The sequence below is a fragment of the Polaromonas aquatica genome, from assembly GCF_050626995.1.
Classification (GTDB): domain Bacteria; phylum Pseudomonadota; class Gammaproteobacteria; order Burkholderiales; family Burkholderiaceae_C; genus Polaromonas; species Polaromonas aquatica_A.
Window position 1 is genome coordinate 508048 of sequence record NZ_CP192467.1, and the last position, 17079, is coordinate 525126.

16 protein-coding genes and 1 other RNA gene are annotated in these 17079 nt (G+C 59.7%); 4 read left to right on the forward strand and 13 right to left on the reverse strand.

Annotated features, from left to right (window positions below; translation table 11 throughout):
- Positions 1-15: 15 nt before the first annotated feature.
- The 7 genes from ACQ4MS_RS02500 to ACQ4MS_RS02530 all read right to left on the reverse strand — a co-directional run bounded on the left by ACQ4MS_RS02500 (position 16) and on the right by ACQ4MS_RS02530 (position 7310).
- Positions 16-546 (reverse strand): hypothetical protein, encoded by a 531-nt coding sequence (locus tag ACQ4MS_RS02500; protein WP_431097518.1) that lies wholly within the window; start codon positions 544-546, stop codon positions 16-18.
- A gap of 175 nt (positions 547-721) precedes the next feature.
- Positions 722-2137: a type I glutamate--ammonia ligase gene (glnA, locus tag ACQ4MS_RS02505; protein WP_431097519.1), complete on the reverse strand. Its 1416-nt coding sequence runs from the start codon at positions 2135-2137 to the stop codon at positions 722-724.
- A 225-nt stretch (positions 2138-2362) separates the two neighbouring features.
- On the reverse strand, positions 2363-3187 hold the full coding sequence (locus tag ACQ4MS_RS02510; RefSeq protein WP_431097521.1) for a competence/damage-inducible protein A: 825 nt from the start codon (positions 3185-3187) through the stop codon (positions 2363-2365).
- Positions 3188-3212: 25 nt separating this feature from the next.
- A complete protein-coding gene (locus ACQ4MS_RS02515; RefSeq protein ID WP_431097522.1) occupies positions 3213-4139 on the reverse strand; it encodes an EI24 domain-containing protein in 927 nt (308 codons plus the stop codon).
- A 124-nt stretch (positions 4140-4263) separates the two neighbouring features.
- Positions 4264-5322, reverse strand: a complete 1059-nt coding sequence (locus ACQ4MS_RS02520; protein WP_431097524.1) for a sterol desaturase family protein — start codon at positions 5320-5322, stop codon at positions 4264-4266.
- A gap of 5 nt (positions 5323-5327) precedes the next feature.
- Positions 5328-6182 carry a polysaccharide deacetylase family protein gene (locus ACQ4MS_RS02525; RefSeq protein ID WP_431097525.1) on the reverse strand — a complete coding sequence of 285 codons (855 nt, stop codon included), beginning with the start codon at positions 6180-6182 and terminating at the stop codon, positions 5328-5330.
- A 114-nt stretch (positions 6183-6296) separates the two neighbouring features.
- On the reverse strand, positions 6297-7310 hold the full coding sequence (locus ACQ4MS_RS02530; RefSeq protein WP_431097526.1) for a YncE family protein: 1014 nt from the start codon (positions 7308-7310) through the stop codon (positions 6297-6299).
- Positions 7311-7451: 141 nt separating this feature from the next.
- Here ACQ4MS_RS02530 and ACQ4MS_RS02535 point away from each other — a divergent pair, with 141 nt between their 5' ends.
- Entirely contained in the window at positions 7452-8258 is an 807-nt protein-coding gene (locus ACQ4MS_RS02535; protein WP_431097527.1) for an alpha/beta fold hydrolase, read from the forward strand.
- 120 nt (positions 8259-8378) lie between these two features.
- On the opposite strand, the gene ACQ4MS_RS02540 is transcribed toward ACQ4MS_RS02535, so the two are convergent.
- From ACQ4MS_RS02540 to ompA, 6 genes are all read right to left on the reverse strand, one after another.
- Positions 8379-8972 carry a molybdopterin-dependent oxidoreductase gene (locus ACQ4MS_RS02540; protein ID WP_431097528.1) on the reverse strand — a complete coding sequence of 198 codons (594 nt, stop codon included), beginning with the start codon at positions 8970-8972 and terminating at the stop codon, positions 8379-8381.
- A gap of 79 nt (positions 8973-9051) precedes the next feature.
- On the reverse strand, positions 9052-9798 hold the full coding sequence (locus ACQ4MS_RS02545) for a pseudouridine synthase (RefSeq protein ID WP_431099519.1): 747 nt from the start codon (positions 9796-9798) through the stop codon (positions 9052-9054).
- Between the two features lie 123 nt (positions 9799-9921).
- Positions 9922-10308: a transfer-messenger RNA gene (gene ssrA / locus ACQ4MS_RS02550) on the reverse strand.
- Positions 10309-10320: 12 nt separating this feature from the next.
- The gene (locus tag ACQ4MS_RS02555; protein WP_431097529.1) at positions 10321-10986 is read right to left on the reverse strand and encodes an HAD-IA family hydrolase; all 666 of its coding nucleotides are present in this window, start codon (positions 10984-10986) and stop codon (positions 10321-10323) included.
- 37 nt (positions 10987-11023) lie between these two features.
- The gene (gene ubiG, locus ACQ4MS_RS02560) at positions 11024-11731 is read right to left on the reverse strand and encodes a bifunctional 2-polyprenyl-6-hydroxyphenol methylase/3-demethylubiquinol 3-O-methyltransferase UbiG (protein ID WP_431097530.1); all 708 of its coding nucleotides are present in this window, start codon (positions 11729-11731) and stop codon (positions 11024-11026) included.
- Between the two features lie 65 nt (positions 11732-11796).
- A complete protein-coding gene (gene ompA / locus ACQ4MS_RS02565; RefSeq protein ID WP_431097531.1) occupies positions 11797-12441 on the reverse strand; it encodes an outer membrane protein OmpA in 645 nt (214 codons plus the stop codon).
- Between the two features lie 252 nt (positions 12442-12693).
- Here ompA and gyrA point away from each other — a divergent pair, with 252 nt between their 5' ends.
- From gyrA to serC, 3 genes are read left to right on the forward strand one after another with little or no spacing between them, the layout of a single operon-like run.
- Complete coding sequence (gene gyrA / locus ACQ4MS_RS02570) at positions 12694-15342, forward strand: DNA gyrase subunit A (protein WP_431097532.1); 2649 nt, start codon at positions 12694-12696, stop codon at positions 15340-15342.
- Positions 15342-15917: a DUF2059 domain-containing protein gene (locus ACQ4MS_RS02575; protein WP_431097534.1), complete on the forward strand. Its 576-nt coding sequence runs from the start codon at positions 15342-15344 to the stop codon at positions 15915-15917. The genes gyrA and ACQ4MS_RS02575 overlap by 1 nt, the downstream gene beginning before the upstream one ends.
- Complete coding sequence (gene serC, locus ACQ4MS_RS02580; protein WP_431097536.1) at positions 15914-17020, forward strand: 3-phosphoserine/phosphohydroxythreonine transaminase; 1107 nt, start codon at positions 15914-15916, stop codon at positions 17018-17020. Before ACQ4MS_RS02575 ends, serC begins: the two co-directional genes overlap by 4 nt.
- The last annotated feature ends 59 nt before the right edge of the window (positions 17021-17079 follow it).

A 17079-nucleotide genomic window follows, 5' to 3' on the forward strand; every position in this document is an offset into this window, starting at 1 on the left:
GACTTCCGGGTTGGTTTAATTGACGACGGCGGCTGAGGCCGGGGCAGGCAAACGGGATATTTCGCGCTTCAGGCCGGCAATGTCGCTCTGGTTACGGGCGATGCTGTCTTTGAGTTCGGCCACGCGGTCGAGGTAGCGCTGGTAATTGCGGCTCTCAATACCCTGTTTTTCGGGTTCGCCGTTATTGAACTCTTTTTGCTGCTCGGCCAGCTTCGCTTCGGCCTTCTTCAGCTCAGCCTCAAGAATGGCGCGCGAATCGTTGTCGCGGGCACGTTGTTCGGGGCTGCCATCGGTGCGCGGGCCGCCAGAGCCTGCAACCGCAGCTACTCGAACCGCAGCTTTGGGTATCGGCGTGCTTTGCATCACCGTTACATTACCGCCGGACAGCAGCTTGCAGCTCCGGGTTTGGGCATCTTTGGCGTTGTTGATGTATTCAGGGGCCGCACCTCCGATGCCGGCGCAACGGTACACCTGCTGCGCCCACGCGGAATTCCCCGCGCCAGCCAGCAGCAACGACAAGGTAGAAATCAATAAGGTCTGTTTCATAGGAACTCCCGATGCCCAAAAGGGCGAGGACGGTCTATCAGTATGCGGCAAAGGCACAAAAATACAAAGCCAGCAAACCCACAACCAGCCCGGGCAATAAAAAAGGACGGCATCCGCCGTCCTTTTTTGACCACAAACTGTATATAAACACAGTCGCAGTTGAATGCTCGCCTGCTTACAGCGAGTAGTACATTTCGAACTCGATCGGGTGAGTCGCCTGGCGCAGGCGGGTCACTTCACCCATCTTCAGTTCAATGTAGGCGTCGATCATGCTGTCGGTAAACACACCGCCCTTGGTCAGGAAGCTGCGGCCCACGTCGAGCGCGTCCAGCGCCTGGTCCAGGCTGTGGCAAACGGTTGGCACTTTTGCGTCTTCCTCGGGTGGCAGATGGTACAGATCCTTCGTAGCGGCTTCGCCAGGGTGAATCTTGTTTTCCACGCCGTCCAGGCCAGCCATCATCAGGGCCGAGAAGCCCAGGTACGGGTTCATCAGTGGATCGGGGAAACGCGCTTCAATACGGCGGCCCTTCGGGTTGGCGACGTAAGGAATGCGGATCGATGCCGAGCGGTTCTTGGCCGAGTAAGCCAGCTTGACAGGAGCCTCATAACCAGGAACCAGGCGCTTGTAGCTGTTGGTGCCGGGATTGGTGATGGCATTGAGGGCACGTGCGTGCTTGATGATTCCGCCGATGTAGTACAGGGCGAAATCAGACAGGCCGGCATAGCCGTCACCGGCAAACAGGTTCTTGCCGTCTTTCCAGATGGACTGGTGAACGTGCATACCGGAGCCGTTGTCGCCGACAACAGGCTTGGGCATGAAGGTAGCGGTTTTGCCGTAGGCGTTGGCCACGTTCTGCACCACGTATTTCAGGACTTGCGTCCAGTCGGCGCGCTGAACCAGCGTGCTGAAACGGGTACCGATTTCGTTCTGGCCGGCGCCGGCCACTTCGTGGTGGAACACTTCAACAGGGATGCCCAGCGATTCGAGGATCAGGGCCATCTCGGCGCGCATGTCCTGGGTGCTGTCGACGGGGGGCACGGGGAAGTAGCCGCCCTTGACGGTGGGACGGTGGCCGCGGTTGCCGCCTTCGAGCTTGGCGCCCGAATTCCATGGGGCTTCGTATTCTTCGATCTTGAAGAAAGTGCCTGACATGTCGGTGTTCCAGCGCACATCATCAAAGATGAAGAATTCTGGCTCGGGACCGAAGTAAGCCGTGTCGCCCAGGCCGGAGGCCTTGAGGTAGGCTTCTGCGCGCTGTGCGATGGAACGCGGGTCGCGGTCATAGGCCTTGCCGTCGGCGGGCTCGAGCACGTCGCAGCTCATGAACAACGTGGTTTCTTCAAAGAACGGATCGATGTTGGCCGTCTTGGGGTCAGGCATCAATTGCATATCAGAGGCTTCAATGCCCTTCCAGCCGGCAATCGAGGAGCCGTCGAATGCATGGCCCGACGTGAATTTGTCTTCGTCAAAGTGGGACACGGGCACGGTCACGTGCTGTTCTTTGCCCCGGGTGTCGGTAAAACGGAAGTCAACAAACTTGACCTCGTTTTCCTTGACCATTTTCATGACGTCTGCGACGGTCTTTGCCATCAAAATCTCCTGTTGCTGGATGGGTGGTTGAAAAAATCTCTTCGGGCTGTCGAATGCACTTTTTGTGCCACAGACACTGGCGCTTCAGTTTCCTGCCGAGCCTCGGATTGTGCCGTGATCTGACTCATTTCCCGCCTTGGCGGATCGAAAATACAAAAAACCCTGACACTAACAATTGCACCAATTTCGTGCAATCATCGAAATGCACGCATTTAGTGCAATTATTTAACGCACCAATTCGGGGCCATACTTCAGGTCAAATTTGTGTAGCCCCGCGAGCATGGCGGGGTAGGCGCGGTTTACCGCTTCGGGGGCGCCTTTTACTCCCAGCTCAATATGCCGGCCATACTCGGGGTGGTCCACACTCGGCAGGCTGAAAACCTTGACGCCGGAATGCGCCGCTTCAATGTCGAGCATCAGGGGGGTGAGCATGGCTTCCATGGACCCAAAAATGATCACCGATTTTTCGGCATAGGCCGACTTTTGGTGCAAGTGCGCGTAATCATTGTCGAGTACCCATTCAATCATCGGCCAAGCCATGACAGGAAACCCGGGAACGAAGTGAAGCGCTCCCTGCCCGGCCCGGCAAGTGAAACCGGGAATCTTGTTATAGGGATTCGGAATGAGTTCGGCGCCGATCGGGAACACGCCCATGTTCAACCGATGGATGTTGTCGTCGCGGTCAGGTTCATAGGGCACGCCTTGCTCTTTGGCCACATCCGCCATGCGTTCAAGGATCAATGTTTTGGCTGCGGGGTGCAGGGCAAGGTCAACGCCCAATGCTTTGGCCGCGCATTGCCGGGTGTGGTCGTCGGGTGTCGCGCCTATGCCGCCGCAGGAAAACACCACATCGCCCGTTTCACGCGCGGCCGCAAAGGCGCGCGCCAGCGTGGCGGTGATGCGGGCAGGGTCGTCGCCCACGTAGTCAGCGTAGCCCAGTTGCAGGCCGCGTGCGCCCAGCAGTTCGATGGCCTTGGGCAGGTGTTTGTCGGCACGCTTTCCCGAGAGGATTTCGTCGCCGACGATGATGAGGCCGAATGATGGGGTCATGGGCGAGGAGTGGTGGGTATGAAGTTCAGGTGCTTGGCCCGGGCTTGCCGCCCAGCGAACCGAAACTGGGCGCCGGCCCGGGAAGGGCCTCGGGAGCCAGTTCGGTTGCTATCGATTCGATAGCTTGTTGCGCAAGTGGGTCGGGCGTCAGGGCATTGTTTTTCTTGCGAAGTTGCTCCAGGGCCGACAGCGTGTAGTGCGCAAACCAGAGTGAAGAAAAGGCAAACACCAGGGTATAGATCCAGATCGCCACCGGCACCAGGATGGGGGCCATGGCCACAAACATGGCGCCCGACGCCCAGATCAGGCTGGGTGCCGCGCCCAGGTAGCCGCTGAGCACACCGATCGCCAGCAACGGCAGGCGATGCTCCTTGAATATCTGCCGGCGCTCTTCACTGCTGGCGTGGTCCACCATGGCGTCATACGACATGACACGGTAGGTCAGCCAGCCCCAGATCAGCGGCGGCAGCACCAGGATCAGCGGCGGGATCAGCCACAGCGGAATTGAAATGACAAGCGCTACGACGGCCAGCACGGTCGAGCCCAGCGACCAGAACAGGCTGGTGAACAAGGAACCGCCCTGCTTGCGTTCAAGCTGTGGAAAGCGCCGCTCGGCCACCAGTGCCACCATGGCCGGCGTCATGAGCATCGCCACAAACAGCAGCGCCACGATCACAATCACGGGAATCGCCAGGAACAGCAGCAGCGCAGGCGCCAGCACCACGCGCAGATTGCTCAGGCCCAAGCCCTCCAGCCAGCGCGCCAGGGTATTGACGAGCTCGTAACTGCCGATCTGCGAGCGGATGGCCTCCACCGCATCGCTCCAGAAAAAATATCCCAGCCCGAGCGAGATCACCACCATGATGATCAGCGGCAGGACCGACAGCGCAATAACCCGCGGGTGCAGGCAGTACATTGCGGCGCGCCAGAAGGCGTCAAGAAGTTTGCTCATGACCAAGTGTAGCCCCCACGCTTTTCACTTCGTGTAATACGCTGCCCCCCGAGGGGGCGCTGCGCCTGCGGCCCGGCAAAGCCGGTTCCGCGGCCCCTGCTGGGTTGAAGACACCAAACAGCCGTCAGGCTCGACCGAATAAACGTTTCAGGCCAACCCATTGCTGCGACCAGAAACCCCGGCCGTAGTCCCGCTTGACCTCCACCTGATCGCGAACGCCCGTGGGGTCATAGCGCTGCTCAAAATTGGCCGTACCGAACAGCACATCCCACCAAGGCAGCAACACGCCGAAGTTATGGCCTCCTAACCTGACGGCCCCCACGCTTTTCACTTCGTGTAATGCGCTGCCCCCCGGGGGGGCTAATTTTCCTTGGGGCGGCCCGGCGGAAAATTGTTCGTCCTGCACTGGTTTCACCTTGATTGGCGTCTCATGCCCAACCCCGATGCTGTGGTGCAGGCGGTGAAAGCGCGGGCTCACCCACAGGCGTTCGCCGATGCGGCCGAACCACATGCGCACGTTGGCGTGCTGAAAGCTTTCGCTGAGCTGGGTGAAGGCCACGATGGCGACGAACTGGCCGGGCGGCACGCCGATGAGCTGAGCCACGATCACGACGATGGTGTCGACCAGGATATCGTCCAGCAGGTGATTGCGGTTGTCACTCCACATCGTCATCTGCCGCTGCGCGTGGTGCAGCGAATGCAAACGCCACCACCATTCGATCTGGTGCTGGCCGCGGTGCGTCCAGTAGGCTACGAAGTCAAACACGACGAAGTAAATCAACAAGCTGACAACGGCGTAGTCGGTGATGCCAGGCCAGAGCTGGTCAAGGTGGAAGGTACCGTAGCCGGCGGTGCGCAGCGCGCCGAAGGCTTCGTCAAACCACGGGTCCAGCGTGAAGAAAAGCGCGATGCGGAAAAAGCCCAGACGATGGATCAGCGTGTAAAGAACATCGGTGCGAATGGTGGCCCGATCTGTCACAGCCTCCACCGGCCGCCAGCGCTGCAGCGGGCCGATGATGGCCAGCAGGATCAGCACCTGGATCACGCCCACCATGAACCAGGCGGTGGCGTCGTAGCCATCCTCCAGCAGGTTGCCCAGGCCCAGCGCAAACATCGCCGGCTGCACCGCTGACTCAAACAGCCATTGCTGCGCCACGGAAAAAATATCGCTGAACCAGTCCATGGTGTTTATTTTGAAGGCTTGGCCGGAGCGGAGCCGGCCTGGGCGTCAATCCACGCCCTGTACTGGGGATGTTCGCGCAGGGTCTGAAAGCAAAAGCCGCGCGCCTGCAGGCCGGTGATCAGCGGCTCCAGCACCTTGGGCGCCCATGGGTCCTTGCGTGACCAGATGCCCAGGTGCGCCACCAGGATGTCACCCGAGCGCACGTCGCGCAGCGCTTTCTTCAGCAGGAAGTCGTTGGGATACTTTTCGCTTGCCAGTTCGTCACCCAGAAAACCGGCAGGTGACCAGCCCACATGTTCGTAGCCGCACGACTTGGCCGCGGCCAGCAATGCAGGCGAGGTCTTGCCGGCCGGCGCACGGAAAAGCGGCAATGGCTTCTTGCCGGTCATTTCCTCAAGACGCTTGCTGGGCTTGCCGAGCTCTTCGCAATACTGTTTGGCCGTCCAGTTGAAGTCCTTGCCCTCCAGCGGGCCGGCCGAGGGCCGCATTTTGAACTGGGCCTGCGCGCCGGGTGCAGCAGGCACGTCGCCGCGCCAGTAAACATGGTCCCAGGTGTGTGAGGCAAATTCATGCCCCTCCGCTGCCCGCGCTTTCCACCATGGTGCCCAATGCGCCCCCAGACTTCCGTCGCCCACTTGCGTGCGTTCATTCGCCGCAAAAAAAGTGACCTTGACCTGGTGTTTGTTCAAGACGTCGCCCATCAACGGCGCGACGGCCATGTGGCCGGTATCCAGTGTCAGATAGACGGGTTTGCAGGCCGCAGCAATCGGCTGCAGCGCGCTTTTTGCATTGTTTATGCCCGCAGCCCAGGTGGAATGCGCGCAAGCAGCTATTAAAACAATAGCAACTACAGATCGCAAAGGATTCCCCACCCAGCAGGGGCCGCGGAACCGGCTTTGCCGGGCCGCAGGCGCAGCGGCCCCACCGGGGGGCAGGGAGCTAGACGTAGTGAGCGACCGTGGGGGCTTCATTTTTCACCGTGGGGCGTGATCAAGCGTCCAGACGCCATGAGGGCTCTTTCCAACATTGACCTGCCGCACGATCTTGCGCGTCGCCACGTCAATTACCGTCAGCTTGCGCGCCCAGCGCGACGTAACCATGATCTGCTTGCCGTCGCGACTTACATCGATGCAGTCGGGGCCACCCGGCGCGGGGTAGTTGTCCACCACTTCCAGGGTCTGCAGATCGATCTTGCTGATGCTGTTGGCCACACGGTTGCTGACCAGCACGTGGCGCTTGTCGCCGAAAGCGCGAAACGCATGCGCGCCAGCGCCGGTTTTGATCACCTTGGTGCGCTGCGGCTGCGCGCCACTCACGTCGTACACCTCGACGGCGTCGCCACCCGTCAGGCCCACCAGCATGAACCTGTCGTCAGCCGTGCCATGGACGTCCGCGGGAATGGAACCGGTCTTGGTACGCCACTTGATGTTCTGGCTGACCAGGTCAATGGCGATCAGTTCGTCACTGTCCTGCATGGTCGAATAGATTGTGGTGCTTTTGCTGTCGATCCACAGGTGGCTAGGCGTCTTGCCGGTGGGCAGGCGCTTGACCAGCGTGATGTCCTTGCCGTCCCACTTGTAAATATCGATGTGGTTCAGGCGGTTGGCCGCCGTCACGAACCACTTCATGTCGGGCGAAAAGCGCAGCTGGTAGGGGTCAAGGATGCCGCGCACGGTGCGCTGCACTTCGGCGGTCTTGGGGTCGATAAACGTCAGCGAATCCGACAGCGCATTGGCCACGATCACCGATTTTTCGTCGGGGGTGAGGTAAAGATGGTGCGGCTGCTTGCCGGTGGCGATGCGCCTGGTTTCGGTCCAGGTGGCCGGGTTGATCACGCTGACGCTGTCGTCAAGCGAGTTCAGCACAAAGACAGGTATGGCGGTCGAGGGAGATGCCGCGCCCGCAGCTGTCTGGGCAAAGACGGCGGAACACACCAGGCCGGCAAGGGCAAATAGCCCCACGGCGGCAAAACGGACGGAAACATTCACAAAAACAGTCTTTCTACGTGCAGCCGGTTAGTGTACCGGGCACCAGCCGTGGCAAAAACCAGAAGGCGCCCAAAAGCTCTCAACAACTCCTTCCTGAAACGCCAGACTCGTCCAATCGTTTACATCCTTTACGATGGGACGATGAAATTGATGGAGATCAACGGTACGCGCCTGGAAGTCCGGCGCATCGCCGGGCATGCTCATCTGGCTCCGGTGGTTTTTTTGCACGAGGGCCTGGGCTCGGTCAGCCTGTGGACACAGCGCGGGCTGGACTGGCCCCAGGCGGTGTGCACGGCGACCGGCCGGCCGGGCGTGGTCTATTCACGCCGCGGTTACGGTCAGTCAGAACCGGTTGCAAACGTGCGTGGTGAGCCAGGCGAACAGAACGGCAAACGCACCGGCCGGCTGCTGCCGGACTATATGCATCGGGAAGCCTGTGACGTACTTCCCGCACTACTCAAGGCACTGCAGATCAGTAACCCGGTGCTGCTCGGGCATTCCGACGGTGCCAGCATTGCCCTGCTTCATGCCAGCCGGCACCCGGTATCGGCCTGCATCGCGATGGCGCCGCATGTGCTGGTCGAAGACATTGCGGTCCAGGCAATTGCCCAGGCCAGAACCGCATTTGAATCAGGGGGCTTGCGTGAGCGCCTGGCACGGCATCATGCGGATGTGGACGTCGCTTTCTGGCAATGGAACGATGTGTGGCTGTCGCCGGCCTTCCGCAGCTTTGACATCCGGACGGACTGCACACGCGTTGCGGCGCCGCTGCTGCTCATTCAGGGGCTGGAGGATGAGTACGGCACGATGCGGCAGTTGGACGAGATTGCGCTGGCAGCGCCCCATGCCCGGCAATTGAGGCTGGCGGGCTGCGGACACTCACCCCAGCGCGACCAGCCCGAAAAAACCGTTGAAGCGATCGCTGACTTTCTCAAAAACATCGATTAAATCGTCTGGCAGTTGCTACGTTTTTTATAGCTGCTTGCGCCCGTAGCTATTAGGCCACAGGCCAATCTCATCTAAAAAAGCAGGGCCGGAGCCGTCATCTCGCCGGAAAACAGGCGCCGCTCAAGCCTCTTTGATTTCGATGTGGTACATCGCCCACGGGCAAGAGGCAAAGCGCGCCGGCAGCGGCTTGGCAGCCATGTCGGGAAAACGATCAGCGTCGTATACCGCCCAGAGCGGGCCCAGCCCTCCCAGCGCCATGGGCTGGCCGTCGAGGTGGGTCGCCACAATGAAGCGGTATTTGCTGGCCTCGGTGGCAGTGACCTGGGCGGCATATCCGTCCACAGCGCGCAGGAAAAGCGTTGTCTTGTCGGTCAACTTCACGCCGGCAGCTTTCATGACATCGGCCAGCAAGGGGCCTTTTAGGGTGTGCGGCTTGCTGTCGTATTCCAGCGTCGGCTTGATGGTGACGGCCGGCAGCGCAGTGAGTGCGGCAAAGTCAAAGACATGGGCCTTGTCGAACTGGATTTTCTGCTTGCCCATCATCTGGTCGAACGCCGGATCGAAGGCGCCGCGGTTGCCCGCACCGATCCGCCCGCTGACGGTCAGCAGGATCGGGCCTCGCGCCGCTTTGGGCGCGTGCTGCGCCAAGGCCAGCGACGGCACGGCTACAGCACCTATTGCGGCAGCATTCAGGAATTGACGGCGTGGGTTCATGCTTCCTCCAAAGATTGCTTTTTGCGAAGCTGGCAGCGTAACCGCTTGCCGCAGAGTCTGGGTCAGGTTTTCACAAGTTTCAGTGCGCTTTGGCCGAAGGCGCTGAAATGTTGGCCATGTCTTGCGGTGTCAGCCAACGCCATCCACCCGGTTTCAGGTCAGGCGGCAAATCCAGCGTACCGATGCGTGAACGGTGCAGGCCGCCGACCTCTTCCACCCGGTTGCCCACCGCGGCGATCATGCGCTTGACCTGGTGGTACTTGCCTTCGGTAAGGGTCAGGCTCAGCTGGTTTTCACCGGTTTTTTCACACGCAGCGGCACGCACGGGTTTCGGGTCGTCGTCCAGCACCACGCCTGCCAGCAGCTTGGCGACCTGCTTGTCATCCACGGGATGTTTGGCACGCACCTCATATACCTTGGGCACATGATGCTTGGGCGAGCTCATACGGTGGATGAACTTGCCGTCATCCGATAGCAACAAAAGGCCTGTCGTATCCTGGTCCAGCCGGCCCACTGCCTGCACGCCGGCAGCCGCTCCGCCGCCGCGCTGGCGTATCGGTGCCGGCAGGAGTGTGTAGATACTGGGATAGGTGCTGGGCTTTTGCGAGCATTCGTAGCCTGCCGGTTTGTGCAGCATGAGATAGGCCTTCTCGTGGTACTCCCAGGCCACACCCTGCACCGTGAAGTGCAGGCCTTCTGCTATAAATTCCATAGCGGGTTCCGCGCAAGGGGCACCCTCTACTGCCACAAGTCCTTGTTGAATCAACCCCGCGCAGACGCGCCGCGTGCCGAAGCCCTGAGAGAAGAGAATTTCTTGAAGTTGCATGCTTGCCATGGGGCTATTGTCACCCGGTGCCAGGACCAACTGGACGTGGACCGGCAGACAGGCACCCGGAAAACCCGTGTCCCAATGAAAAAGCCCAACCGGCAAAGGCTGGGCTTTGGTGAATGGTGGAGCTGGGGGGATTTGAACCCCCGTCCGCAAGCCTTGTTCGGGCAGATCTACATGTTTAGCGGTCTGATTTAGGTCTCGCCACCTGTGTCGCGCAGTCGCACGCTACACAGGACGCCAGCACCCTATTTTCTCGCCCCGGGTTAAGGTACCCAGCCCGGAGCCAGCCGATGAAATTATCTTTACAGCCGGGAGCGTTTAACTTGCGCTAAACACCCCTTGCCCAGCCCATCGGCCTGCTGTTGTAAAGCTCACTGGCAATTAAGCAGCGAGTGCGAAACGTTCGTCGTTTGCAGTTAGTTTGTTTGAATCTGTTTTACGAGCACACTCAGCTCGACATGCACCACACCGCGTCCGAACCCACGTCGAAACCAATGCAGCCCCAAGAGGCCTAGTTTACGCCATTCGCAGCAATTTCAAGAGGGCGCCGGGCGCGGCGATGGTCGCGTCGGCTCTCCATCCTCCGGTATCGGCGGTTTTGCCTAGGTAGCCGTAGGAGGCCGCCACCGTAGGCATGCCGGCAGCCCGGCCGGCCACAATGTCGCGCTCGTCGTCGCCGACGTAAATGCAGCGCTGGGGCGCGATATCCAGCTGGCGGGCCGCCTCCAGCAGGGGGGCCGGATGAGGCTTGGCGTGCGGCGTGGTGTCGCCACTGACAATGGTCCGGGCAGTATCGAACAATGGCATGGCCTTGGTCAGCGGGAGGGTAAAGCGGGCGGACTTGTTGGTCACAACGCCCCATTGGAAGCCGGCCAGGCCGATGTCGGCGATCAATTCGGCCACGCCGTCGAACACCGTGGTGTGTTCGGTCATGCGGGATTCGTAATTACGGAAGAACTCTTCCCTGAGATCGGCAAAGCCGGCGTCGTCCGGGGTCAGGCCGAAAGCCACGCCAATCATGCCCCGCGCGCCGGCACCCGCCATGGGCCTATATAGAGCCAAGGGGAGCGATTCGAGCCCCCTGTCGGTGCGCATTTTGTCGGCTGCGGCGCCCAGGTCGGGCGCGCTGTCTATCAAGGTGCCATCCAGGTCGAACAGCACGGCAGCAATGTCTTTGAACATGTCGAAAATATGAATTTTGAGGGCAGGCAGCCGGGATTCAGCTTTTCTGGGTAGCCAGCAGGTAGTTGACGCTTGTGTCGGCACTGAGCCAGTAGTGGCGTGTCAGCGGGTTGTACTCCATGCCGCAGGTCTGCAGCAGCGAAAGCCCCGAGGCGCGGCAGTAGCCGGCCAGTTCGCTGGGCTTGACCAGTTTGGCGTACTCATGGGTACCGCGGGGCAGCATGTTCAGCACGTATTCCGCGCCCACGATGGCAAACAAAAAGGCTTTGGCATTTCGGTTGATGGTGGAAAAGAACACATGACCGCCGGGTTTGACCAGTGCCGCGCAGGCCTTGACGATGGACGAGGGGTCGGGCACGTGCTCCAGCATTTCCATGCAGGTGACAACGTCAAAGCTGCCCGGCTGCTCGGCCGCCAGCGCCTCAGCGCTGACTTCCCGGTATTGCACGCTCTCAGTCTGGGCTTCCAGCGCATGGAGCTGGGCAACTTTCAGCGCTTTGGTCGCCAAGTCTATGCCCAGGACCTCGGCGCCTTTACGGGCCATGGAATCGGCCAGGATGCCGCCACCGCAACCCACGTCCAGCACCCGCAGCCCTTTGAGCGGGACCTGGCCGTCAATCCAGCCCAGGCGCAGCGGGTTGATCTGGTGCAGGGGCCGAAACTCGCTTTCGGTATCCCACCAGCGATGGGCAAGGTCGGAGAATTTGGCCAGTTCGGCGGGATCAAAGTTATCGCTTATAGACATGACACATTATCGTTGAGGCATAAAAAAACCGCGCCGTAGCGCGGTTTTTAAGCGATCCTAGAGGATTACTTGTTGGCGCGGGTACCAACAACTTCGATTTCCACGCGACGGTTCTTGGCGCGGCCTTCGGCGGTCTTGTTGTCAGCAACTGGCTGTTTCTCGCCCTTGCCTTCAGTGTAGACGCGATTTTTCTCGATGCCCTTGGACACGAGATATGCCTTGACAGCTTCAGAACGGCGAACCGACAGCTTCTGGTTGTATGCATCGCCGCCGACGGAGTCGGTGTGACCCACAGCAATGATGACTTCCAGGTTGATATCCTTGATCTTGCCGACCAGGTCATCCAGCTTGGCTTTGCCTTCTGGCTTGATCACGGACTTGTTGAAGTCAAAGAAGGCGTCAGCAGCGTACGTAACCTTTGTCGCGGCAGGAGGAGCAACCGGAGCAGCTGGTCGTGCAGCGGCAGCAGGAGCAGCGGCGCTAGCAGGAGCAGAGGCAGCAGCAGCAGGAGCAGCAACAATCGCACCATCGCAACCAGGCGCTGCAGTAGCAGGCGTCCAGTTGGCATTGCGCCAGCACAGTTCGTTGGTGCCGTTTTTCCAGACCAGTTCGTTGTTGCCGTTTTTCCAGTTGTCGATAGTTTGTGCACCAGCGGCGGTAACAAGCGCTGCGGAAGCAAACAACATTGCCACTTTGTTGAGTTTCTTCATGGTTCTCCTCTAGAGAAAAGCCGCAGACTTGCTGCGATTAGTAATTTACACGCCGTGAGTGACCATCACTCAAAGCGTTACATCGATTGTGCCACACCTGCCTGAACCTTCAAGCGCGCTATCGGCTTCGTCTGACACAGACTTAAGATTCTTCAGCATTTGTTGCTGTCCCGCCACAGGTCTACACCCTGCACTCCGGCCTTAAAATCACGGGCTTTCCTCAAGAATCTCGAAATCCCAACCAGGCCGCCCATGACCCAGTTCGCTAAAGAAACCCTGCCCATCAGTCTTGAAGAGGAAATGCGGCGAAGCTATCTCGACTACGCGATGAGCGTGATCGTGGGGCGAGCACTCCCTGATGCAAGAGACGGGCTCAAGCCGGTACACCGGCGCGTGCTTTTCGCAATGCACGAGTTGAACAACGACTGGAACCGACCTTACAAAAAGTCGGCCCGTATCGTCGGTGACGTGATCGGTAAATACCACCCCCACGGGGACCAGTCGGTCTATGACACGATCGTACGGATGGCCCAGGATTTTTCCCTGCGCCACCTGCTGGTTGACGGCCAGGGTAATTTCGGTTCGGTCGATGGCGACAACGCTGCGGCCATGCGTTACACCGAAATTCGCCTGTCGAAGATCGCCCACGAACTGCTGGCCGACCTGGACAAGGAAACCGTCGACTTCGGCCCCAACTACGACGGCAGCGAACAGGAGCCGCTGGTCATGCCGACCCGCCTGCCCAACCTGCTGGTCAATGGATCGGGCGGCATCGCGGTGGGCATGGCAACCAACATCCCGCCCCACAACCTCAACGAAGTGGTCGATGCTTGCCTGCACATGCTGAAGAATCCGGAAGCCTCCATCGATGAACTGATGGAAATCGTGCCGGCGCCTGACTTTCCCACGGGCGGCATTATTTACGGCATCAACGGCGTCAAGGACGGTTACCGCACCGGCCGCGGCAAGGTGGTGATGCGCGCCAAATGCCACTTCGAAGACATCGACAAGGGCCAACGCCAGTCCATCATCGTCGACGAGCTGCCCTACCAGGTCAACAAGAAGACGCTGCAGGAGCGCATGGCCGAACTGGTGCACGAGAAAAAAATCGAAGGCATCAGCCACATCCAGGATGAGAGCGACAAGTCCGGCATGCGCCTGGTCATCGAGCTCAAGCGCGGGGAAGTGCCCGAGGTGGTGCTGAACAACCTGTACAAGCAGACCCAGCTCCAAGACACATTCGGCATCAACATGGTGGCGCTGGTCAACGGCCAGCCCAAGCTGTGCAATCTGAAGGACCTGATCCAAGTCTTCCTTTCGCACCGCCGCGAAGTGGTGACGCGCCGGACGGTGTTCACGCTGCGCAAGGCACGCGAACGCGGCCACGTGCTGGAAGGCTTGGCAGTCGCCCTGGCCAACATCGACGACTTCATCGCCATCATCCGCAACGCGCCCACTCCGCCTGTGGCCAAGGCCGAATTGATGCTGCGCCCTTGGGACAGCAGCTTGGTGCGCGAAATGCTCACTCGCACGCGCGCCGACGGCGGTGTGGTCAATGCCGACGATTACCGTCCCGACGGGCTTGAAAAGGCCTTCGGCATGGGCAGTGACGGCCTCTACCGCCTGTCGGAAACCCAGGCCCAGGAAATCCTGCAGATGCGCCTGCAGCGCCTGACCGGACTGGAGCAGGACAAGATCGTGGCCGAGTACAAGGACGTCATGGCCGAGATTGACGATCTGCTCGACATCCTGGCCAAGCCCGAACGCGTCTCCATCATCATCGGCGAGGAGCTCACCGCGATCAAGCTCGAGTTCGGCCAGACCAAGCTGGGCGCGCGGCGCAGCCAGATTGAGCACAGTTCGTTTGATTTGAGCACTGAAGATCTGATCACGCCTACGGACATGGTGGTGACGCTTTCGCACACCGGCTATATCAAGAGCCAGCCCCTGTCGGAGTACCGCGCGCAAAAGCGCGGCGGACGTGGCAAACAAGCCACCGCCACGAAGGATGATGACTGGGTCGACCAGCTCTTCATCGCCAATACGCACGACTACATCCTGTGTTTCTCCAACCGCGGCCGGCTCTACTGGCTCAAGGTCTGGGAGGTTCCCGCAGGATCGCGTGGCTCCCGTGGCCGGCCGATAGTGAACATGTTCCCGCTGCAGGAAGGCGAGAAAATCACCGTGGTCCTGCCGCTGACTGGTGAAAAGCGCAGCTTCCCGGCTGACCAGTACGTCTTCATGGCCACCTCCATGGGCACTGTGAAGAAGACCGCACTCGATGAGTTCAGCAACCCGCGCAAGGCGGGCATCATTGCTGTTGACCTGGACGCTGGCGACTACCTGATCGGTGCATCGCTGACCGATGGAAAGCACGATGTGATGCTGTTCAGCGATGGCGGCAAGGCCGTGCGTTTTGACGAGAACGATGTGCGCCCCATGGGTCGCAACGCTCGCGGCGTGCGCGGTATGACGCTGGAAGACGGCCAGGGCGTGATTGCCATGCTGGTGGCTGAGGACGAGCAGCAAAGTGTGCTGACGGCTACCCAACACGGTTACGGCAAGCGCACCTCCATCATCGAATACACCCGCCACGGCCGCGGCACCAAGGGCATGATCGCCATCCAGCAGAGCGAACGCAATGGCAAGGTGGTGGCAGCAACATTGGTGCACGTTGACGACGAAATCATGCTTATCACCGACAAGGGCGTACTGGTGCGCACGCGGGTCAGTGAAATCCGTGAGATGGGCAGGGCTACACAGGGTGTTACGCTGATCGGCCTGGATGAAGGGTCACAATTGAGCGGCCTCCAGCGCATTGTCGAAAACGATGCCACGCTGGACGACCTCGACACTGAAACCGATACCGGCACAGACACTCCCAACACCGAAAGTAACTGATGAAGAAACTCCTCGCCACCATCGCGATTGCCGCCATGGCCTGCACTACTACGATCGCTCATGCCCAGGCAACGGATCCAAAAACCGAGTTGGCCAAAAAAGTAGTCGCACTGCAACAAGGACCTGAGCTTGACCGGCTTGTCAATCAGCTTGCGGGCGTCACGGCCCAGGAACTCATCGCTAAATGGGGGCCCAAAATGGAGGCAACCGTTCCCAAGGCAAAACAGCAGAAAGCCTCGGAAGACCTCAATGCTGAACTTAAAAAGTACACAGATGATGCGGGCCAGTTGATTGGCAAGCAGGTCAACAAAGTCAGCACCGAGTCTCTGGTACCCGTCTATGCAGAACGATTCACCCTGGAAGAACTCCAGCAGCTTGCTGCTTTTTTCGAATCACCTGCCATCAAGAAATACCAGGCTACAGCACCTGAGCTGGGCAATCTCTTCGTGCAAAAGCTGGTCGAGGCCTCTCGCCCCGAAGTGGTCGCACGCATCAAACAGTTCGACGATGCCGCGGTAAAAATCGTTGGCACCAGCCCGGCTCCGGGAGCAGCCAAGCCACCCGCCAAAAAATGACCCGTCCTTTCAATTTTTCCGCTGGCCCGGCAAACCTGCCCGAGGAGGTCTTGCAGGAGGCAGCGGGTGAAATGCTGGACTGGCACGGCAGTGGCATGAGTGTGATGGAGATGAGCCACCGCGGCAGGGAGTTCATCTCCATTTATGAAGCCGCCGAAGCTGATTTTCGTGAGCTCATGGCGATTCCGGCCCACTTCAAAATCCTGTTCATGCAAGGCGGTGGGCTAGCCGAGAACGCCATCGTCCCATTGAACCTTTCACGCGGCCGTTCCGCCGATTTTGTGGTGACTGGCAGCTGGAGCGACAAGTCGCAAAAAGAAGCGCGTAAATACTGCGACGTGCAAATAGCCGCCAGCAACGCGGATAACGGACACACGCTGCTGCCTTCGCTTTCAAACTGGAAATTGCGGCCTGACGCGGCTTATGTTCACCTGTGCACCAACGAAACCATCAACGGCGTAGAGTTCCACAGCTTGCCGGATCTGCAAACACTCGGAAGCAACGCCCCCTTGGTCATTGACTTCTCATCCCATGTCGCCTCCAGGCTTGTCGACTGGTCCCGCGTCGGCCTGGCTTTTGGTGGGGCACAAAAAAATCTTGGTCCCGCTGGGGTGACGCTGGTGGTCATCCGCGAAGATTTGCTCGGTCATGCCATGCCCGCCTGTCCCAGCGCCTTTGATTACAAGACGGTCGCAGACAACCAGTCGATGTACAACACGCCGCCGACTTATGCGATCTATATCGCTGGCCTTACCTTTCAGTGGCTCAAGCGCCAGAAAGAGGGCGCAGCCACCGGCGTCGCAGCCATGGAAAAACGCAATCTCGCCAAGGCACAGCTGCTTTACGACGCGATTGACAGCTCACAGCTGTACCTGAACAAGGTCAGCAAGGACTGCCGCTCGCGCATGAACGTACCGTTCTTCTTGCGCGACGAATCACGCAACGATGCTTTTCTGGCCGGCGCCAAAACCAACGGCCTATTGCAACTCAAGGGCCACAAGTCAGTAGGTGGCATGCGCGCCAGCATCTACAACGCCATGCCACTGGCCGGCGTCGAGGCGCTGGTGGCGTACATGCGAGAATTCGAACAAAAACACGCCTAGCATGAAATACCTCCATGTCCGTCACTTTCACTGCCCCGAGGGTCTCCCGGTGCACCTGG